Below are 23,853 nucleotides of genomic sequence, written 5' to 3' on the forward strand. Positions count from 1 at the left end.
GATTATGCCGGAGGGGTTCCACCCGTTCCCATACCGAACACGGAAGTTAAGACCTCCAGGGCCAAGGATACTTGGGGCATAGCCCCTGGGAAAGTAGGTCATCGCCAGGTAACAAGCGAAGGACTATCTCTAACGAGATGGTCCTTTTTGTGTTAGTCATATGTAAAATTGAGGTGTCTTGGGCACGGGGTTCCACCCGTTCGGGATCCACACTGCTGGAGAGTTGCTTTATATGTCGCAGTGTGGCGAAAAGCTCGTCCGCTTTTCGTCACATTGCAGGAGATTGCGTTATGAGTCTCAATGTGGCGAAAGTCTCATTCGACTTTCGTCACACTGTAGGAGTATGCTTTACGGGACGCAGTGTGGCGAAAAGCTCATTCCTTCGCCACGAAGTGTTCCTTTGGGGTGGGTGGCTCGGCGATACTGTCCACCGGACACTATCGTGCTTTTCGTATACCGAACACGGAAGTTAAGAATCCACACTGCAGGAGCGTGCGTTACAAGTCGCAGTGTGGCGAAAGGCTCGTCCGCCTTTCGTTCCAGGGCCAAGGGTACTTGGGGCATAGCTCCTGGGAAAGTAGGATCCAAACGGCAGGAGGATTCGTCACGGGACGCCGTTTGGCGAAAGTCTCCACTGGAGACTTTCGTATCGCCAGGTAAACAAGCAACGGTCTGTAAATTTAGGAAGCAATCTGATTGTCGGCTGTGAACCGGAAGATATCCTAAGGGCTGTAAATACAGTTATTGTCAGGGGAAGTTAATCAAGAGTAGAGCTGTACAAGTTCAGTTTTTAATAAGTATTGATAAATAACTCATTGAGTTTAAACCTTTTCCTTTGAACCAATCTTTCGTTTCATTTATGTATTGGGGATTGTGTTCAATTGTTTTGGCAAAGGACTGAATCAGCTTAACTAACAACTCTAAACTAAGTCCTTGGTGGAATCCGGCAATACCGATAAGGAGCATTTTGATCAACGAGTAATGAAACACAAGCTTTATATATTCGTCAAAAATGTCTCCGTTGCACAGTGGAAAAAGATTATTGTAGACGTAATTGACCAAATAATTCTCAAAAATATATTCGTGCTTAAAAGCAAAGGGAGCGTAGTAATTTTCAAACGCTACACGATAGTTTTCAGCCAAAATATCTAAGCTTATGTTAGGCGAATGTTTTATACCTTGCAAAAATTCAATGAAACATTCAGCGTAGCGTTGATTGGTTATTCCCTGTACAAGCCTTATAAGAGCGCTTTGCATCAACAGTTTAAACTGAACTGCTGGGGATGTGGGGGTTTTCGCGAGAATCGCTATTAAAGACTCTTTCTTTAATAATTTGGTAAAGGAAGCAATGAGCTCAGGTATAGTATCAACCTTTTTTTCATCACATACTTTTGCAAGCCTTTGAAAAAATAATCCTAGGATAATAAGCCGTTCCTCGAGCTTATAATCCCTGTTCTTTAATATATGAAGTGTAAAATTTCGTAAATCCTGAAAATACTCATTGGGTGTATCAGTGAAGGCTGGATCATTATTGGTATTAAGTGAAATCGAAATATTATTGCGCACATCTAGAGTTTCTTGTACTGAAATAAAGTCAATTCCTTTGGCGTTTAACAGTGCCACGCGTACAGCCTCTGGGCAAGACATGACTGCGGATTTTTCTAGGATACCGTTGATAACATTAGTTACCCGAGGAAAAGCAAAACAAATCTTGGGTAAATATTTTTCTCCTTGTTTTAACTGTATTAGGCAAAGTTTTTTTTCAGTCAAAAAAGGGCAAGTTGAATCATTGTTTAGTATTACATTGGCGTAGGTTTCTTCACTTTGTTCTGTTTGGTTGAGCACGACCTTATTATCGATTATTTCTTTCAATGCTGTGTCGTGGATCTTGCTGTATTTTTTGAAGGTTTTGCTGTCCACCGTAATACTGCTCCAACCAAAGCAGCAGCTATCCTCGCAGGCAGAACCTATGCAATTGAAAGACTTTAGGTAGAGAGGCATTTGTATCTCTTTCGTTATTTTAGCCATGTATTTTACCTCATATCCATTTAAAATGTTAAGATTAATAGGTATATACGGTTTAATAGGTATATACGGTGAAAAATAATATAGCTTCATACTATGGTAGTAAAAATATAACGATGGAGTATTTTTTGCTCGGCGACACTCTCCACAGACACTATCGTGCCTTTCGGTCCATGGGATACACGGTATTATTTCTTTAGCGGATCCATTAACGTATCAATCCTTTATTAACAAGATCATCTAATATTCGTACATCTGTAGGAAATGCAAGCACTATATTTTGTTCCTTGATCTCTGCAGTCGAAAAGAAATCTAATGCTTCTACATCATCTCCCGGAGCTATATCTCCAAGATGTTCTTCTACTAAAAACCATATTCCCACTGTGTGCTGTGCCGGATTATGGAAATTTGAATGTATATCAAATACTGTACTTAATTTGATATCCAGATTCGTTTCCTCTTTCATTTCTCGAATCAAGGCTTCTTTAGCATCCTCGTAATACTCCACATACCCGCAGGGAATACACCACATATCACGATGGCTTGAATTTCTCCTTCTTCCCAAAAGTATCTTTTTGTTTCTAATAATTATGGCAGCAACTCCTACTGCAGGATTCTGATAAAATATTCTATTACAGTTTACACATTTGGGTCTACTAAGGGAAAATGTCTCTTCTAAGGATAGTTTGCCACCACAATGGGGGCAAAATTTATACCGCATATTGTTTTCACAGATCCTTAACTCTTCAGAATTCATTTCGTCCACCTACCTATTACCCTACAGCAGGGGAGTGTTTATTAATGATTTTACGCAACTGTCAAGGAATTAAGTTAAGCAACATTTTCAGTAAATAGACTAGTTGGAATAGGAAGTTTTATAGTAAAAGTAGTTCCTTCACCAAGCTTTGAGGTAACAATTATTGTTCCCTTATGTCTGTCAACGATATTTTTACATACACATAAACCCAATCCGGTACCGCCTTCTTTTGTTGTAAAAAACGGCTCAAAAATGTTAACAATACATTCTTCAGGAATACCGCAGCCAGAATCACTTATACTTAATGTAATGAAATCCTCTGTCTTTTTATACTGGGTATAAACATCTATTCACTCCCTGTTTCTGTCACCTCGTTCTTATTAAGTAGAAAGGTGCTTTTAAGTAAAGGAACCTAGAGAAAAAATACAAAGCATAACCTGCATTATCATCTTTGGTTACCAATAATGCTTATATGCGAAAATCCCCGTTCAGTATACTTCAATATAAATGCAAAAGGTGGTGAGGATTGTAAGTATTAATACAGCAATTTAAGTAGGAACTTAGTGAAATATGATTGAGTGAATCAATAATAGTCGAAAATATGACATGGCAATCAAGATAGTAATGGAGATTATTAGTGAAAAAGGAAGAAAACTGTGGTTATTGAAAATGGAATCTGGAGCAATGAACTATGGATTACTTCATGGTGATCGTGGGATTGGAGAAATTCAAGGAGTTGCCATTATATAAAAAATAAGAGAAACCAAAAACATCTGTAAAACTACAAGCGTTTGGTTTTACCCCCTTTGACAAGAACGTATGTTTCCTTTATTATAAAGTTTAGAGAAACAAGTTAGAGGTGTTTAACCATTGATATTTTTGATAAACTGACAGTTTTGTCAGATTCAGCGAAATATGATGTTGCATGTACTTCTAGTGGAGTCGATAGAAAAGGGAAGTTCGGCAGTATCGGAAGTGCCGCTAAAGCTGGCATATGTCACAGTTTTTCAGCTGATGGGCGGTGCATATCCTTACTGAAGGTCCTGTTGACGAATGTCTGTATTTATGATTGTCAATACTGTATCAATCGTGTATCAAATGATACCTTAAGAGTGGCATTTACGCCCCAAGAACTTGCCGAACTTACAATAAATTTCTACCGACGAAACTATATAGAGGGCTTGTTTCTAAGCTCCGGAGTAATTAAAAGTCCTAACTATACAACTGAACAATTAATTAAAGCTCTTGAGTTGTTGCGAAAGGTTTATAACTTTAATGGCTATATTCATGTTAAGGCTATACCGGGAGCTGATAGTGAGCTCATTACTCGTCTAGGGCTTTTAGCTGATCGGATGAGTGTTAATATTGAGCTGCCTTCTCAGGAGAGTCTGAAACTTTTAGCTCCGAACAAGACAAAGGAGTCCATCCTTCGTCCAATGGGACTGATTTCAGCCAAGATCCAGGAAAACTGTACAGATCTTGTAAAATATCGTCATGCTTCGAAATTTGTGCCGGCTGGTCAGAGCACCCAGCTGATTGTGGGGGCAACTCCTGATACTGACCACAAAATATTAACTCTAACTGAAGGGTTGTACAGAAAATACCATCTTAAAAGGGTCTTTTTCTCAGCATATATGCCAATATCAGAGAATTCCCTCTTGCCTTCAAGGGATACGAAACCACCACTCTTGCGGGAGCATCGGTTATACCAGGCTGATTGGCTATTGCGTTTTTACGGCTTTGAGGCTAAAGAACTACTCGATGAACATAATCCCAATTTCAACCTACAAGTTGATCCTAAGTGCAATTGGGCTCTTAACCATTTAGATATATTTCCGCTTGAAATTAATAAAGCACCCTATGAGATGCTTTTGAGAGTGCCGGGAATAGGGGTTACTAGTGCTCAACGAATTCTATCAGCTAGAAGAAACGGAGCGCTAGATTTTTCAGGCCTTAAAAAGATAGGTGTTGTCCTAAAACGAGCGCAGTATTTTGTAACCTGTAAGGGAAAGGTTTTGGAGGGACTGAAAATAACTTCAGATGGAGCCATTAGATCCCTAATGGCAGATCAGTATAAGCTTCCGTCACAGTTTCCTGAACAGCTCTCATTTTTTACCGAACCGTTGGTTAAAAGAGAGGATGTGCAACAATGCCTGACGGGACAGATATAGTCTACGCTTATGATGGAAGTTTTGAGGGACTAATGTGTTGCGTCTTTGCCAGCTATGAGTTCAAGGAAATCCCAAGCCTTATACGGCCGCCCAGTGATCAACAGACTCTTTTTGATACGGCAAAATGGATTGAAACGGATGAACACAAGGCGGACAGGGTCTACAACTCAATTCCGATGAAGATATCCTCTCTAGCCCAGGACTTGGTGAAACTTGGTTTCTTAACTTGTGTTCCGAACAAGGAATTGTTAATCCTCCATTTTCTGCGTTTAGGATTTAAACATGGGGGCAAGGTAATGACTATGCTTACTGATGATATAGTTTGTTCTCTCCAAAAAGCAGTACAACACTTAACATCGGAGAGTCATAAGTTCAAGGGTTTCGTTCGGTTTTCTGTCTACGGTGAAGTGCTTGTAGCAGTCATTGAACCTAAGAATTATGTCCTTCCTCTTTTGTCACCGCATTTTTGTGATCGATACCGGAGTGAACGGTTTATGATTTATGATAAAACTCATAGGATGGCCTTAATCTATCAGTCGAAAAAGGCAGAGCTGATATCTGTTGACGAGTTAACTTTGCCAGAAATTGATTCTGCAGAGGTGGAATACCGTCGATTATGGAAACAATTCTTTAAAACGATTGCCATTGAAGACAGGATTAACCCGCGCTGTCAAAGGACTTTGATGCCAAAACGTTATTGGGGTCAAATGACCGAATTAAACGAAAAGGATGAGTTTGCACGATGGCAAGTGGCTGAGACAGGAACAGGAACGAGGCTGTCAGGTACTGAGGTTTGCACTAGGGATCCTCTATCCACTTACAGGATAAGCAACTGAAATATAAACCAAAAACTATAGGCAGGATGTTAAAGCGCTTACTTTAATAATTTAAAAGAGGCGCTTTTTCAATGCAGATAAGGGAATGGACTGAAAATTAATAAAGTGTGAATTAAAACAAGGAAATTAATTGCTTCATAGCGAATTAACATATCTTAAAGAAAAGAATGTTGCTAACACAACGCCATGAGATTGAAGAAGAAAATGCATTTAAGGGGTTAAGTTGAATATGATCAGGATACAGTTTTTGCGTAAGACAACCCTAGTCAGTATGATTGGAGTCTTTCTATTAGCCTCGGTATCTATACCGGCCCGAGCTGATAACCTACAGCAGCAACTGACTCAATCTCAACAACAAGTAAATCAATTAAATGGAGTATTGAGTGCTCAGAAAGAAAAAGTTGCAGATGCAACGGCACAGCTTTTGGCTTTAAAGCAATCTGTAGAGGCATTAAATAATAGTATAGCGCGGGAACAAGCCAAACTCACCGAGGAACAAAATCATCTGAACGAATTGGAAAACGAGCAACAGAAACTTGAAACTAAACGTCAAGAATACATTAAAGCTCTAGGACAAGTTTTAAGAAGTAACTATGAAGATGGTGCCACTACATACCTGGCTGTTTTGTTTGAAGCCACTAGTTTATCAGATTTTATTGATCGTGCAGACAAGATTCAGATGGTCGTTCAGACTCATAGTAAGCTTCAAGAAGACATTATACAGTTAAAACAGACCATGAATCACCAGATGGAACAGATAGAACAGAAGAAGAAAACTATTCAAGCTACGATTCAAGATAAAACTGAAACCCAACAAACTGTACAACAAGTACTCGATAAGCAACAGGTTATCCTTGATCAATTAAGCAAAGAAGAAAAAGTGGCACTTAATGCTTCCATATCGGCTAAAGCTAAGGTTAATCGCATACAACAATTAATTGAACAGGAAAAACTTGAAGCAGCCTATGCAGCAAAAGAAAAGGAGTCTCCCGGTTCAGTTTCACAGGGATCTTCAAGTCGAGGGGTTGCAGGTACGGTTGCTATTACGGGTGGAGCTAAACAACTTCTTAATTTCGCTGCTAACTTTTTAGGCACGAAGTATGTATGGGGGGGGACGTCTCCCTCACCGGGATTTGACTGTTCGGGATATGTTCAATACGTATACCGAAAAAGTGGCATATCTCTGAGTAGAACCTCCGAACAGCAGTTTAAAAATGGAGTTTCCGTCAAAAAGGCTGACCTAAAGCCTGGTGATTTAGTGTTTTTTGCCACATACTCTTCTGGAGCATCCCATGTTGGAATCTACGTTGGAAATAACACTATGATTCATTCTTCCTCGGGTGGTGTATCTTACGATGACATGACCACCTCTTATTGGGCAAAACGATATCTCGGTGCCCGGCGTGTTATAGCTTCATAAATGGGAAGTGGATTATATTTCATTAATGATTATTAGCCCTTCCTCCGGGAAGATACCCAGTGGATCAGGGGCGGAATTTTAGTGTTCCTACAGCGTTTAATTGTCTGAGGAACACTTTCCTTTTTGTAAAGCAAACTTTTATGCTCTGACGTCATACTATTTTGGGAATATAACGAAGGAGTATCTTATTGCCCGGAACAGAAGATAATACACAAGATAGTATTAGTTTTAGGTAGATTTGCAAGGTTTTTTGAAGCGCTTAGTGGATTTAAATATTCTCTTTGCTTTATGATATAATTTACGAGTTGTAAGATAGATATGGTTGTAAAGGAGGAAGTTAGTGAAAGTACTTGCTATAAATCCGGGTTCAACTTCAACAAAGGTCGCAGCTTATGAAAGTGAGACCTGTCTTTGGAAACAAGTAATTGATCACCCGTCCAAGGATATTAACGCTTTCCCTCGCGTGGTTGATCAATGTGACTATCGAATTCTAACTATTCTAAGCTTGCTAAAAGAAAATGGAACCCCGTTAAATTCTTTTGATGGAATTGTGGGACGTGGCGGTATGCTCAAACCTCTTGTAGGAGGCACTTATGTTGTTGATCAACACCTAGTAAATGTCCTACAAAATGCGCCGGGTGGGGAACACGCTTCAAATCTAGGTGGAATCATGGCCTATTCCCTGGGACAGAGAATTAATGTCCCAGTGTATATTGTGGATCCTGTATCAGTTGACGAATTTGAGCCGGTCGCTAGGCTTTCCGGACTTTCAGAAATACCACGTAGAAGTCAATCTCACGCTTTAAACATGAAGGCTGTCGCTCGAAAAGTGGCTTCTCAGATGGGAAAAGCCTACCATGAGGTTAATCTGATTATTGCCCATTTGGGCGGAGGAATTTCGGTGGCTCCACACCGTAAGGGAAAAATGATTGATGTGAACAATGCCAACAATGAAGGGCCATATTCTGTTGAACGTTGTGGCACCCTACCTGTTTCTGAACTCGTGAAACTCTGTTATTCTGGTAAGTACACAGAACAAGAAATGCGAACAAAGATCCTCAGAGAAGGCGGTATGTACGGATACCTTGGGACTAAAGATGCGCGGGAAGCCGAGAAACGTATGAACGAAGGTGACTTGTATGCCGGGCTTATCCTAGAGGGTCTGTGTTATCAAGTGGCTAAGGAAATTGGTGCGATGGCTACAGTATTAGCTGGAGAGATCGATCATATTATCCTAACTGGAGGACTTGCTTATTCAGAATTTATCACCTCAGAAATTGTTCGGAGAGTATCCTTTATTTCCCCAGTTATTGTAGTCCCTGGAGAAGAGGAGATGGAAGCATTAGCTCTCGGTGCATTGAGGGTCCTTCATGGTGAAGAGAAGGCTAAGACCTACTAGGAATAAGGGTTTTTGAATTGGGGTGAAAGAATGCGCTTTAGCGGATTTGATGCTTTATATGAGAGGGCGAAAAGTTTAGGTCGGGCCAAGGTTGCCGTAGCGGCTGCTGCAGATAAAGATGTTATGGAATCCATCAAACTAGCTGAAAAAGAAGGTTTAATTACACCTGTGCTAATTGGTGATGTTGAAATAATTAAGAGATTATCGCTAGAGATAGGGTTAGGCTTGCAAAGAGCAGAGTTAATTCATGAGCCAGATCCGCTGAAAGCTGCACATAGGGCAGTTGATGCTATAGTTGATGGGCAAGCGCATTTCTTGATGAAGGGGCTTATCAATAGTTCGGATTTTTTAAGAGCAGTGCTTCGTTCAGAACAAGGTCTTCGGACAGGACGGTTACTAAGTCACCTGGCTGCATTTCAAGTTCCCGGGTTTTCTCGTTTGCTATTTGTTACTGACGGGGGTATGAATATTGCTCCAAGTCTTACTCAGAAAAAGGAAATATTAGAGAATAGCCTATGTTATTTGCAGGGCATTGGGATGGATTTGGTAAAAGTAATACTTCTAGCTGCTAACGAAACAGTAGATTCAAAAATGCCTGCGACAATGGATGCTCAGGCGCTTGTGAAAATGGGCCAAGCAGGAAAATTCCCAGGGGCAATCGTGGAAGGTCCCTTGGCACTCGATGGTGCGGTCAGCGCAGTAGCTTTGAAACACAAGGGAATTCACAGTAAGATCAACGGAGATGTAGATCTATTCTTAACTCCTACTATAGAAGTAGGAAATGTTTTGGGTAAATCGATGGTTTATTTTGCTGGAGCCACAATGGCGGGAATTGTACTTGGGGCTCAAGTTCCCATCGTGTTGACCTCGAGAAGTGATACTCCTCGGAATAAGTTCATGGCTTTGACTATGGCTGCGCTGAATCGAACAATATCGTAACAAGGGAATTTATGTTTGTCCAAATTAACAGGAAGTAGATTATTATTTAAAAATGAACGTATTAACTTCATATGGAATCTTCTCACCCCTTTACATACTTCTATTCTTTAAGTTAAAATAGAAAAATGGACAAGTTATAAGGTGATGATATTCCACTAAGGGGGGAGACAAATATATACATGAAAACATTAATGACAGGCAATGAGGCAATTGCTCGGGGAGTCTACGAATATGGCGTCAGCGTTGCTGCGGCTTATCCTGGTACTCCAAGTACTGAAATCCTCGAAAATATTGCAAAATACCCAGAAGTTTATTCTCAGTGGTCTCCTAATGAAAAGGTAGCTATGGAAGTCGGCATCGGAGCGGCCATTGCTGGTGCGCGCTCTATTGTTGCTATGAAAATGGTAGGAGTTAATGTTGCCGCCGATCCACTTTTTACTGTTGCTTACACCGGAGTCCGTGCAGGCTTAGTCTTAATATCAGCAGATGATCCAGGGATGCATTCTTCTCAAAATGAGCAAGACAACAGACTTTACGCGGCATTTGCTAAGATACCGCTATTAGAACCCTCGAACTCTCAGGAAGCAAAAGATATGGTTGGCCTAGCGATGGAGATATCTGAAACCTTTGACACCCCAGTTATGTTAAGGATTACAACTCGAATCGCTCACTCCCAAAGTTTGGTTGAACTAAAGGACCCTATTGAACGAGAGGTTAAGACCTATGAACGAAACCTGCGTAAATACGTCATGCTTCCCGGGAATGGTCGTGCTCGTCGGCTAGTGGTGGAAGAAAGAATGCAGAAACTAGCGGACTACAGCGAAACGGTGGCAGTAAATTATATGGAGCTAAAGGACCAGTCCATTGGTATTATCACATCAGGAATTTCCTATCAATATGTCAAAGAGGCTCTTCCCACAGCTTCAATCCTTAAATTAGGTTTCACTAATCCCTTACCATCAGGCTTAATCAAAGAGTTTGCTGCAAAGGTCGGTAAACTTTATGTTGTTGAGGAATTAGAGCCCTATATAGAAAGCGAAGTCCGTCGGTTGGGTATCAGTGTCGTAGGCAAAGAGCTCTTCCCACCTTATGGTGAGCTTAGCGTGCGTATGGTAGCGGAAAAGATTAGCGGTCAACCCGGAATAACCGTAGCCCCAGCCTTTGAAACTCCCATTCGTCCTCCAGTAATGTGCCCTGGTTGCCCACACCGCGGGATGTTTTATACATTAAAACAACTAAAGCTCGTTGTTTCAGGTGATATTGGTTGTTACACTCTTGGAGCAATGGCTCCGCTTGAAGCAATGGATACGACAATCTGCATGGGGGCCTCAATATCTGCAGGTTTAGGAATGATTAAAGCCCATCCAGAAATGGCCGAAAATCTGGTCGCTGTGATTGGCGACTCAACCTTTTTGCATTCAGGTATTACCGGTTTAATGGATGTCGTATACAATGGCGGAAATCTAACGACGATCATTTTAGATAATTCCATTACAGCTATGACAGGGCACCAAGATAACCCATCGACAGGTAAGAATCTAATGGGTCAGACAGCTCCACAAGTCGACTTTGCAGCCTTGTGCAAAGCCCTAGGAGTAAAACGAGTTACTGAGGTTGATCCTTTTGACCTAGCAACTGTCAGAGAAGTTATTAAAACTGAGGTAGCCGCTTCTGAACCATCAGTGATCATTGCCCGGCGTCCTTGTGCTCTTATTATCAAGAATACTGAAAAACCTCTTTATGTCCAAGATTGTACCGGTTGTAAAATGTGTATAAAACTTGGTTGTCCAGCTCTCTCCTTCGATCAAGAAAGCAAAACAGCCCAAGTTGACCAAGCCCTCTGTACAGGGTGCGGATTATGTATCAATGTATGTAAATTTAATGCCTTGAGAAAGGCTGGTGAGGACAATGTCTAAAATAATAAATGTGTTACTCGTGGGAGTTGGCGGGCAAGGGACTATCTTAGCCTCTAAGATTCTAACTCATGTCGCCATAGCTCAAGGTTACGAAGTCAAAATGTCCGAAATCCATGGTATGGCTCAACGTGGTGGATCAGTTGTAACTCAAGTTCGAATGGGAAAAGACGTTTACTCTCCAGTCATCGAACCAGGAGAAGCAGACTTTATTGTGGCCTTCGAACAGTTAGAAGCCTATCGATGGGCACACTTCTTGAAAAATGACGGCGTTTTAATCGCTAATACACAAAAGATAGCACCTTTACCGGTCCTTATTGGAGCTGCAACCTATCCAGAGAAAATTCTTGCCGACCTAAAGGAACGGATCGAACGTTTTATCGAATTGGATGGGTTAAAACTAGCCATTGAAGCAGGCAACGCCAAGGCTACAAATGTTGTATTAATGGGAGTCCTTTCAAAGTTTATGCAATTCCCAGAGAATTCCTGGCAAGATGCTCTTTCGGCAAAAGTTCCAGCAAAGCTGCTGGAATTGAATAAGAAAGCCTTTAGTTTAGGTGTTGACGGGGCAAAAATTAGGTAATTAACTCCGTATCGTAGAAAGTAAACAAGCCCGTGAACTTCAGTAATGAATGTTCACGGGCTTACTTATTTATCTATCGGATCCCCCTGAATCTGTAGGAACATCTGGATCCTCCTTTAACCGACCCGCCCGGCGGACGGCATCCCGGAGTAAAAACTCGATATGAGCGTTTGCACTTCGAAACTCATCGGCTGCCCAGCGTTCTAAGGCTGCATAAAGTTTGGGATCAAGGCGCAAGGGAAATTGCTTTTTTGTTGCCATAGTTACCACATCCAATGTCTAAGCGGTTAATACATAGTTCCGGTATTTATAACGGGTTGCGTTGCACGTTCGGAAACGATTGATACAAGAAGGTTATTAATCATAGCGGCTTTACGTTCTTCGTCAAGTTTAACAACACCATCGTTTTCAATCCGTTCAATTGCCATTTGAACCATGCCCACCGCACCTTCTACGATGATTTGTCGGGCGGAAAGAATAGCAGAGGCCTGTTGGCGCTGCAGCATTGCTCCTGCAATTTCAGTAGCATAAGCTAAGTGGGTAAGACGTGCTTCGCTAACTTCAACGCCAGCTAATCCTAGACGCTGTTGGAGTTCGTTCATCAATTCATTGGATACTTCTTCAGGATTACCTCGCAAGGAAAAACCTTGTCCTTCAAAATTGTCATATGCGTAACGCGTTGCTACGTGGCGCAAAGCGGTTTCGCTTTGGATTTCGACGAATTCCTCATACTTCTCTACATCAAAAATTGCTTTAGCAGTATCAATGACGCGGAAGACTATAACGGCAGCGATCTCAACGGGATTGCCTTCAATGTTAACTTTAAGAGTTTTGCTGTTGAAATTACGAACCCGTAATGAAACCCCTTTGCGGATTGCTAATGGAACAGTTAACCATAGACCGGGTTCACGTATAGTCCCGAGATAGCTCCCGAAAAAAACTAAAGCATAGGACTTATTAGGTTGAACCACTAATATCCCAGTTGCCAAGATTATAGCTAAAAAAATCATAGGGATACCCACTAAATGCTTTTGGATGACTAAGGCAATTCCACCGATCAAAAGGGCGAGCATAAGAATTAGAGCTAGATATCCGTTAATGGCCCATGCTTTTTTTTCTTTCATATTGCATCCTCCTAGTTAATGTTAATACCAATATGATATCACTATTATATCACTATGTAAAGTTCCTGAATATGGAGAAGAATTCCAGGAGTTTATAAAAGCTAAATGGGTCATTTTATTAGATAGGAGCAAGTATTAAAGAGGCTTTTTGATGTAGAGTTTCTTATAAAACCTAGGGAAGGAGTGTCCGTATGTCCCAAGTACCTAAACCCACATTTCCAGCACAACATCAAGATCAGCAGCCAGGTTTAGAATCAATCATGAACCCAAAGCCTATAACGGAAGATATTGGTTCTATAGGAAGTTCAAAACTATCTGGAAAAGTAGCTATCGTCACCGGCGGAGATAGCGGAATTGGCCGAGCAGTGTCTATAGCTTATGCCAAAGAGGGGGCCGATCTTGTTATTGTCTATCTTAACGAACATGGGGATGCTAATGACACAAAAGTAACTATTGAACGATTAGGTCAGCGTTGCATAATAATGGCTGGAGATATTGGAGAAGAAACCTTCTGTCAGCAAGTGGTTCATCAAACCCTGCAGGTTTTTGGCAAGCTGGATATCTTAGTCAATAATGCTGGAGAACAACATCCGCAAAATAGTTTGTTAGATATTACGAGTGCACAGCTCGAGAGAACGTTTCGCACGAATATCTTTGGTTGTTTTTATCTTACAAAAGCAGCATTACCTCACCTTAAATCAGGAAATACAATTATTAATACTGCCTCGATCACGGCCTATGAGGGACATGATCAGCTTATCGACTACTCTTCCAGCAAAGGAGCAGTCGTTGCGTTCACCCGTTCAATGTCAGAATCACTTTGTAAATCGGGTATTCGAGTCAATGGGGTTGCTCCAGGTCCAATTTGGACGCCTTTAATCCCTGCCTCTTTTCAGGCCGAGCAAGTGTCGACCTTTGGAAGTACGACCCCCATGCAAAGAGCTGGGCAACCGAAAGAATTATCTGCGGCTTATGTATTTTTGGCCTCAGAAGATTCTTCTTATATGTCAGGACAAATGCTCCATATCAATGGGGGGAAAATCATTAATAGTTAATAGTAACTAAATGGTATAATGTCAAACAAAACCAAATTGGAATCAAAAAACCTAATCGTTTCAAGTCATTATGAGTCATGAATGACTGGGGAAAAGTCCTTCATGACTCGAAGTGATAAACTAAAAGTTAAAATTAACTATCAGTAAATAAGGGTGATCTTTACCGTATCAAGGTAGATGAGGAGAAATATTTGCTAACAGACTAGTAAAAATGCGGTTGGGGTAAATTTTTGTAAATTGAAGACACGATCATAATGAAGTATCCAGTTGAAACCTGCATTTGGCATTGAAATTGCATAATAATCTTATCGTGTTTCATAGGAGTTTATACTCATTTACATGGGGGGTAGATCGGATTGATCGCGTGGACTCTAAATCCGCGTAGACGGGTGAAACTCCCGTACTCCTCGCCAAAATTAGGGGGTAAGCCGAGTGAGCATCTCATGGACGGCGATCCAAAAACAACGATTACAAGAACTTAATGCCAGTGAATCCCAGCAAGAAATGTGTTTTGAGTCTCATCAAGAACGTGATCGAGCTTATCAGGAACAAGAACATCTATTAGTGGTCAAAGGAAAACAGAAGTTGCTTGAATTGAGGGATATCAAGAGACGCCCCTCCTTGTGTGTGCTTGAACAGCAACTCGTTGAGGCTTTGACCCAAAAGGGATTCACTCAGGTGGTCACTCCAACGATAATTTCTAAAGGATCTCTAGCAAAAATGTCGGTTGCTGATGATCATCCGCTCTTTTCTCAAGTGTTCTGGCTTGATTCTAAGCGTTGTTTACGTCCAATGTTGGCACCTAATCTATATACATTGTGGAAAGATTTGCTGCGTTTATGGGAAAAACCTATACGAATCTTTGAAATCGGGACTTGTTATAGGAAAGAATCCAAAGGTTCTTTGCATCTGAATGAATTTACTATGCTTAATCTTACAGAGTTAGGTTTACCTGAAGATCAGAGGCATCAACGCTTGGAAGAGCTAGCTTCCTTGGTTATGGAAACTGCGGGTATTGATAATTATCAGTTAGAGTTAACCTCGTCGGTTGTTTACGGGGATACTTTAGATGTTGTTAAGGGTATTGAACTAGGTTCAAGTGCCATGGGCCCTCACCCTCTTGATGACCAATGGGGAATTATTGATCCATGGGTTGGAATCGGATTTGGTTTAGAACGGTTACTAATGATTAGAGAGGGGTCTCAGAATGTCCAAAGCATGGGAAGGACCCTTACATATCTCAATGGTGTACGGTTAAATATCTAACGGGGGATATTGTTGCAGGATCCTTTCCGTAGCGATACTTCGTTAGGATTTATCAATAGTCTGAGTATTAAACATATTTCTGGGTGGGTTCAGCTTTACTAAGATTAAGAAAACTTTAATTTGAATGGGAGGATTAACTTATGCATCAACCAATTATGATCGAACCCTCTATCTCGTTGGAGCATATCGGGCGCATTTATAAAATGATCAGTGAGATTCCTTTCTTTAAAGATTCCAGAATTAGTGCTATTGAAATCTTACCCGGAGGGCTAACGAATAGTAACTACAAAGTAACGATTAATGAAGTAACTTACGCTGTAAGGCTTGCTGGAGCAGGAACTATGGAGTACTTAGATCGTCCTGCTGAAAAGCATAATGCTCAGGTTATGGCGGATCTTGATATTAGTGCGCCGATTATTTATTATGATGATACCACTGGAAATCAGGTGTGTAAGTATATCGACGATTGTAAAACGTTACACATTAAAGATTTTAAAGAAGAAGAAAAGTACCTCAGTATGGCAGCTCGTGTTTTTAAAAAATATCATGATTGTAAGAAAGAATTTGTCTCAGTCTTTGATCCTTTAAAAGAAATTGATGCTTATATGAAGCTGTTGGCAGAGAAAAATATTGAGTTTTATGAAGGTGCTGAGACCATGAAGAGCAAAATTGAAGAGATTAAAGTGCTCTTTAAGAATAATCCCCCTCCACAAGCGCCGTGTCATAACGATCCACTTTGCGAAAATTGGCTGGATGACCAGAAAAACTTTTACCTTATTGATTGGGAATACGGTGGAATGAACGATCCTTTGTTTGATTTAGGAGCACTAGCTATTGAAGCTGAATTAACTGACGAACAAGAACGTTTCTTCCTTCAGGAATATTACGGTGGAGATTTGACAGAAAAACAACTGGGCTCCCTCGTTATTAATAAATTCTTGTGCGATGCTTTATGGGCTTATTGGGCAGTACTACAAATTGCAATGGGTAAATCGAGGGAAGAGTACTGGCCATACGGCTTAAACAGATTTAATCGGGCTTATGCGTTAATTCACAATGGAAGCCTAGACCGTGCTATCAAAGCTAATCAATAATTGGTTGCTTTGAAATATAGTCCAAATACTCACATCTTAAATCTCTAAAACTCTCTTTAATGGCTCAGTGTAACTGAGCCTCTTTTTATTTGTAAGTTAATACTGACTTATTAAAAGTGACATGCGACTTGAATCGACTTGATCATGATGTTTTTCATGCCCAACCAAGAATCATAGGATAACAAATATAAGGAGGATAAGAGACTTAGGAATAAGTGATATCGGTGATCTGAGAGGATCTTGCAAGGTTTTTAGAGAGAATATTGAATTAAGGGCACAGGTATAATCATTCTGGCATAAAACTTGCAACTTGAAATTGCATAAGGGCAAATAAAAGCTACAAGGGTGAACTACTAATCATCGGCTTGATCTGATAACGAGGACTAACTTTAACGAAAACGAAGGTGACAACATGTCAGTGGATCCTGCAACATTAAAATTAGTCGAGATACTAGACAAAGCAACCAGAGAGATCCCTTTGGACCGAGAAGAGCTCCTCTATTTATTAAGAGTATCGGACGAAAACGACCTTGCGAAGGTGTTTAATACCGCTAGACTTCTACGGAAACGTTACTTCGATAATAAGGTGTTTGTCTATGGGTTCGTATATTTCTCAACCTATTGTCGTAACGAATGTGCTTTTTGTTTATATCGCAAGTCAAATAATTCATTGAAACGTTATCGTAAAACCGATTTGGAAATTATGAAGACTGCTTTGAGCCTGGTGGATTCGGGAGTGCACTTAATTGATCTAACCATGGGAGAGGATCCTTTCTATTTTGAAAACAAGGAGTCAGGATTTGCCCATATGATTAGAGCTGTAGAAATGATTAAAAAGAGTACCAATATCCCGATTATGATTTCTGTCGGTGTTGTTCCTGAGGATATTCTAATGGAATTTAAAGAGGCTGGAGTCGATTGGTATGCAACCTATCAGGAAACCCATAACCCTGATTTATACAGCAGGTTAAGACTTGGACAAAGCTATGTCCTACGAATGCAACGAAAAGTCGAAGCCCGACAGATGGGTTTTCTTCTTGAAGAAGGGTTACTTACTGGTGTAGGGGATACGGATGAGGATTTAATTGATTCCTTAGAAGAAATAAAAAAGTTAGGGGTAGACCAACTCCGAGTAATGAGTTTTGTTCCCCAGAAGGATACCCCGATGCAACACTTTCCTTCTGTCCCCCGATTAAAAGAGTTACTTGTTATAGCAGTCATGCGCATAGCGTTTCCAGATCGCTTGATTCCGGCTTCGTTGGATGTAGACGGGTTAAATGGTTTAGCGGAGCGTCTTAACGCCGGTGCTAACGTTGTTACTTCGATCATTCCCCCGCAGTCTGGATTAGCTGGAGTTTCTAATCATTCCTTAGATATTGAAGACGGAAACCGGACGGTAAATAAAATTATTCCTGTCTTAGAGCAGAACGGACTTATTATGGCAAGCCGTGGAGATTATGCGGAGTGGATTTCACTGCATCAGAATAAGACCAGGGTTTTTAGAGAGGAGTCTAAGCATGCGTGTAGCAATAGTGGGGGGGAAGCTGCAAGGGCTTGAAGCTGTCTACCTGGCCAAGAAAGCCGGTTGGGAAGTTGTCCTTGTTGATAAGAACGATGGGGTACCAGCTGTAGAATTATGTGATCAATTCTTGATGCTTGATGTTACGAAAGTCCTTGAATGGATTCCCATTCTTAAGGACATAGATCTTATTATTCCCGCTTTAGAGAATCTGGAAGCTCTTAATAGCCTGGTCCGAAGTGCCAAGTATGCTGGTGTTCCGTTGTTATTTGATAAGGAGTCCTATGCGATTTCATCGTCTAAAATTTATTCCAACGAAATGTTTGCTCGCACAGGGGTCCCATCCCCAAATCCCTGGCCAAAATGTACTTTTCCTATTATTGTTAAGCCTTCCGGAGCAAGTGGAAGTGAAGAGGTCTATAAGGTAAACAGCACTACAGAGTTTCGGAGCTTTTCTGAAAAGGGTTTAACGGATTGGGTAATCGAAGAGTATCTGGAAGGACCCTCATATTCATTAGAGGTCATGGGTTTCTCAGGAGTTTACAAAGTATTGCACATTACAGAGCTTCATATGGATAAGAACTACGATTGTAAACGTGTTATTGGTTCGGCAATTCTATCTTCCGCCCTTAGGGAAGAATTTGAACAGATTGGGCTAAGCTTGGCGAAAAACCTTAATCTGAACGGGATTATGGACATTGAAACGATTTTGCATAAGGGTAAGTTAAAAGTCTTAGAAATTGATGCTCGTCTTCCAAGTCAAACCCCAGTATCTGTCTATCACGCCACTGGAATTAATATGCTGGAAATTCTCGGTCGGGCCTTCGTCGAAGGTAAGCCTTGGCAAGACTTTCAGATCAGGGAAAAGCAGGGTGTGATTTACGAACACATCCATGTCACGAAGGACAAACTTGAAATCTGTGGCGAACATATTATGTCCGGCTCAGGTCCACTCCATCTTTATCCCGATTTTTTTGGCGCGGACGAAGCACTTTCTAACTATATTCCAGGTAAAACTGATTGGGTAGCAACTCTTATTATCACCGGAAAGAATCTACAAGCAGCCTGGATAAATCGTGATATTGTTCTCAAAGCGATTCAAAATGAATGGGGAATCCGGCAATACTTTGATCCTTTTCCAATGGATGACGAATGCAAAGAGGTAATATGCGCCTCTGTGAGGTAGGAATTGCAAGTATGGATCGGAGTTGAGTTTGGTGACAGTGGATTCGTCAAAAAAGAAACGATATTATCGTAAGAATGTAGATTTCTTCAAATTTGTTGAAAAGCTGAAATTATGGCCTTCGAGAAGTGGAACCCTGCATGGGGTTAAAAGTATGACCATTAGAGGGAATACCGCGGAAATCATTACCCATTGTAATGAAACGTTCCAGATTTTTAATTCCAAAAATAGCCGTGCAGCACGGTGCCTACGCAATAAACTGTTCTTTCAGGCATGCAAAACCTGTAAAATCCCTGATTGGAAATTAGCTAAGTACTCTTCAACTCACGTCAATCAAAATTATGGATCACGCTTATAGCAATAATGCTTGTTTTTACCCCATTAATGGAAAGGCAAGCTTTATTATAATAAGGCCTTTTCTAGGATATAGAAGATTCTAAGGAAGGGCTAAACCCTGGAAGGATTTACTTTAATTACTGAAAAAAGAGGAGGAATTTAGGTATGGCTAGTTATGCAGATCTTGCTCAAAGTGTTATTGAAGGTCAGAAGGATAAGGTAAAGGATCAAGTTCAGAGTCTAATCGCAGCAGGGAATAGCCCTTTGGAAATTGTTAATGAGGGCTTGATTGCCGGAATGAATGTTGTTGGCGTTCGCTTTAAGGCAGGGGATATGTATGTTCCTGAAGTCCTTATGGCAGCAAAGAGTATGACCGGTGGACTGGAAATTGTAAAACCCTTAATCGCTAGTGCTGATCAAAAAAGCCAAGGTAAGATCCTTTTAGGTACTGTAAAAGGAGACTTACATGATATAGGTAAAAATCTTGTTGGTATGCTGATTGAGAGTGGCGGACTTGAAGTCATTAACATGGGCGTCGATATTTCTGCTGAAGATTTTATTGATGCGATTATTGAACATGAACCTGATATTCTTGCCTTATCAGCTCTTTTAACCACAACCATGCCGGCTATGCAAGATATTATAGAAATGTTAGAAGATGAGGATCTCAGAGGCAAAGTAAAAGTAATTATCGGAGGAGCCCCAGTTTCTCAAGAGTATGCCGATACGATTGGTGCAGACGGCTATGCTCCCGATGCTGGTTCAGCTGTAGAACTTTGCAAGAAACTCTTAGCCTCTAAGTAAACCTATTAGCGAACAACCCTTACCGAATACAAGTCGTGAAGGATGAGTTTAAGCGCAGGCGGTTTTAAGGGGGTGATTTGTTAACGTAGTTAATTTTATCTTATATGGTTTTTCTTATTGCTCTTGAAAATACATGGAGGTGATTTTTTTGACATTCAGAGGTATACATGCTGGTTCTACCAGAATGGATGGGATCGGACTGAATATGTTTACCAACGATGAACTGTATGATGTCCATTTGGCAACTTTGGACCTGCTATGGGATATCGGGGTGAAAGTTGAAAGTGAAGAGGCACGTGAAATATTCTATAGTGCTGGATGCACTCTTGACCGCAACACTAACATAGTTAAAATACCTGCCCACTTAGTAGAAGATGCTATTCGCTCAATACCTAAGACGTTTAGAGCCTGCGGAAGAAAACGCGAAAATGACTGGCTCAATGAAGGAAATCGGACCGGGTTTGTCAATTTTGGAGAGGCTATCCGCATGATTGACCCTTATTCCCGTCAACTCCGAAAGCCCTTCAAAAAAGACGTGGATGACGTAACCCGTTTCTGTGAAGCCATGGATCAGATCATTGTCTTTGAAAGAGCATTAGGTCCTTCAGAAGTTGATCCGGACGTGGCTCAAGTTCACATTGCAGAATCGTTTTTCAATTTTTCAACCAAGCATGCTTATATTGGGATGAATCGTCCTGAAAACATGCGTGCAGCTGCAAAAATGGGCTACCTTGTTTCAGGAGGGGAAGATAAATTCCGCGAAAGACCCCTTTTCTCACAAAGTACAGACCCAGTGGCTCCCCTTGTCCATGCTAAAGGAGCAACTGACACGTTACTGCAGGCCATACGCTTGGGTGTTCCGGCTAAGATTAATTCCATGGGTCTTGCAGGTGGAACGACTTGTGTTCACCTCGCAAGTACACTTGTGACACATAATGCGGAAATTCTAAGTATGTTTGTCTTAGGTCAGCTTGAAAAGAGAGGGTATCCCATGGTCTATGGAACGTCCACAACCATGATGGACTTGCGAACCACTGTTGCTTGTGTAGGAACACCGGAACTCGCTCTCTTTAGTGCTGCTTGCGCCAAACTGGCCCAATTCTATAATATTCCCGTCTGGGTAGCTGGGGGATAGACGGATAGCAAAGTACCTGATGCCCAAGCAGCCCATGAGTTTACCTTGACCGCCTTATTACCAGCGTTAGCAGGCGCTAACATGATATATGGTCTTGGAATGCTCGAAGGGGGCCTAACTTGGGATTATGCTCAAATGGTTATGCAGAATGAAATGGCACGAATGATTATGCATACCATTAAAGGTATTCCGATAAGTGATGAGAAAATGGCACTGGAAGTTGTCCGTTCGGTAGGTATCGGCGGAGAATTCATTAGCCATGATCACACTTACGCGCATTACAAAGAGCTGTCTAAAACGGAGTTGTTAGATAGAAAGAATAGAGAGAATTGGGAAGCAGCTGGCAGTAAGGATATTGTCGAAACCTCCTATGCAAAATCTATTGACATTCTTGAAAACTATGAAAACCAAAATCCTCTACCTGAAGATATTCAAAGACAGCTGAAAGAGATTGTCTTAGAAGCGGAAGCTGAAACCACAGAGATAAAGGCAAAGGAAAAAGAAGCTAGAAGAAGACCAAGAAAACCTAAATTCTAAATTGTTTCTTCTGATGCAAAGAACAAGGAGCCGGTGAATTCACCAGCTCCTTGTTCTATTGGGATTCTAATCCAGATGGGTAATATTTTCGAATCAGGCGATTAGCTTTACTTTGACTGATATCTAAGACCTTGGCTACTTCGTATGAGCTCCCAAAATCCTTATAGGCTTGAATAATTAAATTCTTTTCCACGTCACTTATAGCATCATCAAGAGAAAGTGGGCGATTACGGGTCAACGGAGTAGATTCTACTGGAGATTCTGCCATAGTATGAAAGGATTGAGGTAGGTCACATTCATCAATGACAGTGGCTTGAGTTACGACGGTTAGGCGTTCGATTATGTTTTCCAACTCTCGAACATTTCCAGGCCAGGAGTATTGTTTGAAAAGCTCATAGCATCTTGGACTAAATTCATGCTCCATTTTATACTTCCTATTAAATTTGTTCAGGATATCTTGAGCTAGTGGGATGATCTCTTCTCTTCTTTCTCTTAAAGGAGGAAGAGTTAGTTCAAAAATATTTAAGCGATAGTATAAATCTTCCCGAAACGTACCTTTTCTTATCATCTCCTGCAAATCGCGGTTCGTTGCAGCGATGACTCGGCAATAAACTTGCTGAATCTCACGGCCTCCTACTTTAAAGTACTGGTTTTCATGGAGTACTTGTAAAAGTTTGGCTTGCATTCGGGGAGATAATTCGGCAATTTCATCTAAAAAAAGAGTTCCATCATTTGCTAACTCAATTAGGCCTATATTGCCTTTGGTATTGGCTCCGGTAAATGCCCCTTTTGAGTAGCCAAACATCTCTGCTTCCATAAGTTCTGAAGGAATAGAAGCACAGTTAACGGTTATGAAAGGGCCATCTCTGTTAGGGCTATGGTTGTGAATATATTTGGCCATATGTCCTTTACCGGATCCCGATTCACCAAGGAGTAGAACGGTTGAATTTACTGCTGAAATGCGTCTTACAAGACGTAACAGTGATTCCATCTTGGGGCTTTCGCAGATAAAGTCAGGGATGTTCATTTCCTTTTTTCGAAAAACTTCCACTTCCATTTTATAACGCTTCAATAACTCGATACTCTTATCCAGTTCATGCTTCATCCCTTCAGACTCAGTAACATCCCTGGAATTCTCAATAATGAGTTCGATATTACCGTCTGAATCGAAGACTGGGGTTGCGGTAGTGAGCAACGTTTTACCCGTGCAGGTTTTTTGTTCAAGGGTTATGCTCATTTTCTTATCAATTGCAATGGGACTGACTCGTGGACCCCAATATTTCTTTTCGGATATTTCTCGTGACTTCTTACCAATGATTTCCGAAGCTTTAACGCCATAATGCTTCTCACAGACGTTATTTACATAAACGACGATCCCCATAGCATTAGTTACATAGATTTCATCATGGGAATTATCTAATATCTTCTTCAGGGTTTCAAAATCCAGATCAGTTGTTCCTGTATCCAAACTAATGACCTCCTTATCGAGTTATTAATGTCTTAACAACTTAAATATAGTATAGAATTAGTTGAAATAAAAGCAATTCTGACAACATTATATTATTTTCGTCATAAAAAGAGAATAGAGACGTAGGATCGAAGAAAAATTCCGGCCAATTATGATAATTATACTATAAAAAATCGTATTTCAAAGAACTAATTGTGATGATAGATTTGACTTAACAAGTCAACCCTGACTTGCCATAGGGCAGACTCATCTCGAAAATGTCTGATAATTAAGCCAGTTTCAGAGGATT

22 protein-coding genes, 1 rRNA gene and 1 pseudogene are annotated in these 23,853 nt (G+C 40.9%); 18 read left to right on the top strand and 6 right to left on the bottom strand.

Annotated elements, in window-relative coordinates; all coding sequences use genetic code 11:
- Window positions 1-110: ribosomal RNA gene (gene rrf, locus HGJ98_RS21015) — 5S ribosomal RNA — on the top strand; the annotation flags it as partial.
- A 250-nt stretch (window positions 111-360) separates the two neighbouring features.
- Window positions 361-660 (top strand): hypothetical protein, encoded by a 300-nt coding sequence (locus HGJ98_RS21020; protein WP_291353687.1) that lies wholly within the window; start codon window positions 361-363, stop codon window positions 658-660.
- 123 nt (window positions 661-783) lie between these two features.
- Here the strand turns inward: HGJ98_RS21020 and fliB are convergent, their stop codons facing one another.
- The 3 genes from fliB to HGJ98_RS21035 form a co-directional block, all read right to left on the bottom strand.
- Window positions 784-2,028 (bottom strand): flagellin lysine-N-methylase, encoded by a 1,245-nt coding sequence (fliB, locus tag HGJ98_RS21025; protein ID WP_291353689.1) that lies wholly within the window; start codon window positions 2,026-2,028, stop codon window positions 784-786.
- 205 nt (window positions 2,029-2,233) lie between these two features.
- Window positions 2,234-2,782, bottom strand: a complete 549-nt coding sequence (locus HGJ98_RS21030; RefSeq protein WP_291353690.1) for an NUDIX hydrolase — start codon at window positions 2,780-2,782, stop codon at window positions 2,234-2,236.
- Between the two features lie 74 nt (window positions 2,783-2,856).
- Window positions 2,857-3,132 (bottom strand): ATP-binding protein, encoded by a 276-nt coding sequence (locus HGJ98_RS21035; RefSeq protein ID WP_367142757.1) that lies wholly within the window; start codon window positions 3,130-3,132, stop codon window positions 2,857-2,859.
- Between the two features lie 256 nt (window positions 3,133-3,388).
- Here HGJ98_RS21035 and HGJ98_RS21040 point away from each other — a divergent pair, with 256 nt between their 5' ends.
- The 8 genes from HGJ98_RS21040 to HGJ98_RS21075 all read left to right on the top strand — a co-directional run bounded on the left by HGJ98_RS21040 (window position 3,389) and on the right by HGJ98_RS21075 (window position 12,043).
- Window positions 3,389-3,532 carry a hypothetical protein gene (locus HGJ98_RS21040; RefSeq protein ID WP_291353692.1) on the top strand — a complete coding sequence of 48 codons (144 nt, stop codon included), beginning with the start codon at window positions 3,389-3,391 and terminating at the stop codon, window positions 3,530-3,532.
- A 119-nt stretch (window positions 3,533-3,651) separates the two neighbouring features.
- Complete coding sequence (locus HGJ98_RS21045) at window positions 3,652-4,953, top strand: putative DNA modification/repair radical SAM protein (RefSeq protein ID WP_291353788.1); 1,302 nt, start codon at window positions 3,652-3,654, stop codon at window positions 4,951-4,953.
- Window positions 4,932-5,789 carry a TIGR03915 family putative DNA repair protein gene (locus tag HGJ98_RS21050; RefSeq protein ID WP_291353694.1) on the top strand — a complete coding sequence of 286 codons (858 nt, stop codon included), beginning with the start codon at window positions 4,932-4,934 and terminating at the stop codon, window positions 5,787-5,789. Before HGJ98_RS21045 ends, HGJ98_RS21050 begins: the two co-directional genes overlap by 22 nt.
- Window positions 5,790-6,018: 229 nt before the next feature.
- The gene (locus HGJ98_RS21055) at window positions 6,019-7,209 is read left to right on the top strand and encodes a C40 family peptidase (protein ID WP_291353696.1); all 1,191 of its coding nucleotides are present in this window, start codon (window positions 6,019-6,021) and stop codon (window positions 7,207-7,209) included.
- A gap of 340 nt (window positions 7,210-7,549) precedes the next feature.
- A complete protein-coding gene (gene buk, locus HGJ98_RS21060) occupies window positions 7,550-8,608 on the top strand; it encodes a butyrate kinase (RefSeq protein WP_291353698.1) in 1,059 nt (352 codons plus the stop codon).
- A 12-nt stretch (window positions 8,609-8,620) separates the two neighbouring features.
- On the top strand, window positions 8,621-9,547 hold the full coding sequence (locus HGJ98_RS21065) for a bifunctional enoyl-CoA hydratase/phosphate acetyltransferase (RefSeq protein ID WP_291353700.1): 927 nt from the start codon (window positions 8,621-8,623) through the stop codon (window positions 9,545-9,547).
- A 179-nt stretch (window positions 9,548-9,726) separates the two neighbouring features.
- The gene (gene iorA / locus HGJ98_RS21070) at window positions 9,727-11,463 is read left to right on the top strand and encodes an indolepyruvate ferredoxin oxidoreductase subunit alpha (protein WP_291353702.1); all 1,737 of its coding nucleotides are present in this window, start codon (window positions 9,727-9,729) and stop codon (window positions 11,461-11,463) included.
- Window positions 11,456-12,043 (top strand): indolepyruvate oxidoreductase subunit beta, encoded by a 588-nt coding sequence (locus HGJ98_RS21075; protein WP_291353704.1) that lies wholly within the window; start codon window positions 11,456-11,458, stop codon window positions 12,041-12,043. The genes iorA and HGJ98_RS21075 overlap by 8 nt, the downstream gene beginning before the upstream one ends.
- A 69-nt stretch (window positions 12,044-12,112) precedes the next feature.
- On the opposite strand, the gene HGJ98_RS21080 is transcribed toward HGJ98_RS21075, so the two are convergent.
- Complete coding sequence (locus tag HGJ98_RS21080) at window positions 12,113-12,304, bottom strand: hypothetical protein (RefSeq protein WP_291353705.1); 192 nt, start codon at window positions 12,302-12,304, stop codon at window positions 12,113-12,115.
- 26 nt (window positions 12,305-12,330) lie between these two features.
- Window positions 12,331-13,167, bottom strand: coding sequence for an SPFH domain-containing protein (locus tag HGJ98_RS21085; protein ID WP_291353707.1), 837 nt, complete (start codon window positions 13,165-13,167; stop codon window positions 12,331-12,333).
- A gap of 191 nt (window positions 13,168-13,358) precedes the next feature.
- Between HGJ98_RS21085 and HGJ98_RS21090 the strand changes: the two genes are divergently transcribed.
- The 8 genes and pseudogenes from HGJ98_RS21090 to HGJ98_RS21125 all read left to right on the top strand — a co-directional run bounded on the left by HGJ98_RS21090 (window position 13,359) and on the right by HGJ98_RS21125 (window position 22,096).
- Entirely contained in the window at window positions 13,359-14,222 is an 864-nt protein-coding gene (locus HGJ98_RS21090; RefSeq protein WP_291353709.1) for an SDR family oxidoreductase, read from the top strand.
- 432 nt (window positions 14,223-14,654) lie between these two features.
- Window positions 14,655-15,488: a pyrrolysine--tRNA(Pyl) ligase large subunit gene (gene pylSc, locus HGJ98_RS21095; RefSeq protein ID WP_291353711.1), complete on the top strand. Its 834-nt coding sequence runs from the start codon at window positions 14,655-14,657 to the stop codon at window positions 15,486-15,488.
- A gap of 140 nt (window positions 15,489-15,628) precedes the next feature.
- A complete protein-coding gene (locus HGJ98_RS21100) occupies window positions 15,629-16,582 on the top strand; it encodes a choline kinase family protein (protein ID WP_291353713.1) in 954 nt (317 codons plus the stop codon).
- A 412-nt stretch (window positions 16,583-16,994) separates the two neighbouring features.
- Entirely contained in the window at window positions 16,995-18,140 is a 1,146-nt protein-coding gene (pylB, locus tag HGJ98_RS21105) for a methylornithine synthase PylB (protein ID WP_291353715.1), read from the top strand.
- Complete coding sequence (gene pylC, locus HGJ98_RS21110) at window positions 18,100-19,287, top strand: 3-methylornithine--L-lysine ligase PylC (RefSeq protein ID WP_291353717.1); 1,188 nt, start codon at window positions 18,100-18,102, stop codon at window positions 19,285-19,287. The genes pylB and pylC overlap by 41 nt, the downstream gene beginning before the upstream one ends.
- A 31-nt stretch (window positions 19,288-19,318) precedes the next feature.
- A complete protein-coding gene (gene pylSn / locus HGJ98_RS21115; protein ID WP_291353719.1) occupies window positions 19,319-19,642 on the top strand; it encodes a pyrrolysine--tRNA(Pyl) ligase small subunit in 324 nt (107 codons plus the stop codon).
- Window positions 19,643-19,785: 143 nt separating this feature from the next.
- Window positions 19,786-20,424 carry a B12-binding domain-containing protein gene (locus tag HGJ98_RS21120; protein ID WP_291353721.1) on the top strand — a complete coding sequence of 213 codons (639 nt, stop codon included), beginning with the start codon at window positions 19,786-19,788 and terminating at the stop codon, window positions 20,422-20,424.
- 205 nt (window positions 20,425-20,629) lie between these two features.
- Window positions 20,630-22,096: pseudogene (locus HGJ98_RS21125) on the top strand (trimethylamine methyltransferase family protein).
- A gap of 55 nt (window positions 22,097-22,151) precedes the next feature.
- On the opposite strand, the gene HGJ98_RS21130 reads toward HGJ98_RS21125, so the two are convergent.
- The gene (locus HGJ98_RS21130; RefSeq protein WP_291353722.1) at window positions 22,152-23,564 is read right to left on the bottom strand and encodes a sigma 54-interacting transcriptional regulator; all 1,413 of its coding nucleotides are present in this window, start codon (window positions 23,562-23,564) and stop codon (window positions 22,152-22,154) included.
- Between the last annotated feature and the right edge of the window lie 289 nt (window positions 23,565-23,853).

Source organism: Desulfosporosinus sp. (assembly GCF_014237355.1).
GTDB lineage: Bacteria > Bacillota > Desulfitobacteriia > Desulfitobacteriales > Desulfitobacteriaceae > Desulfosporosinus.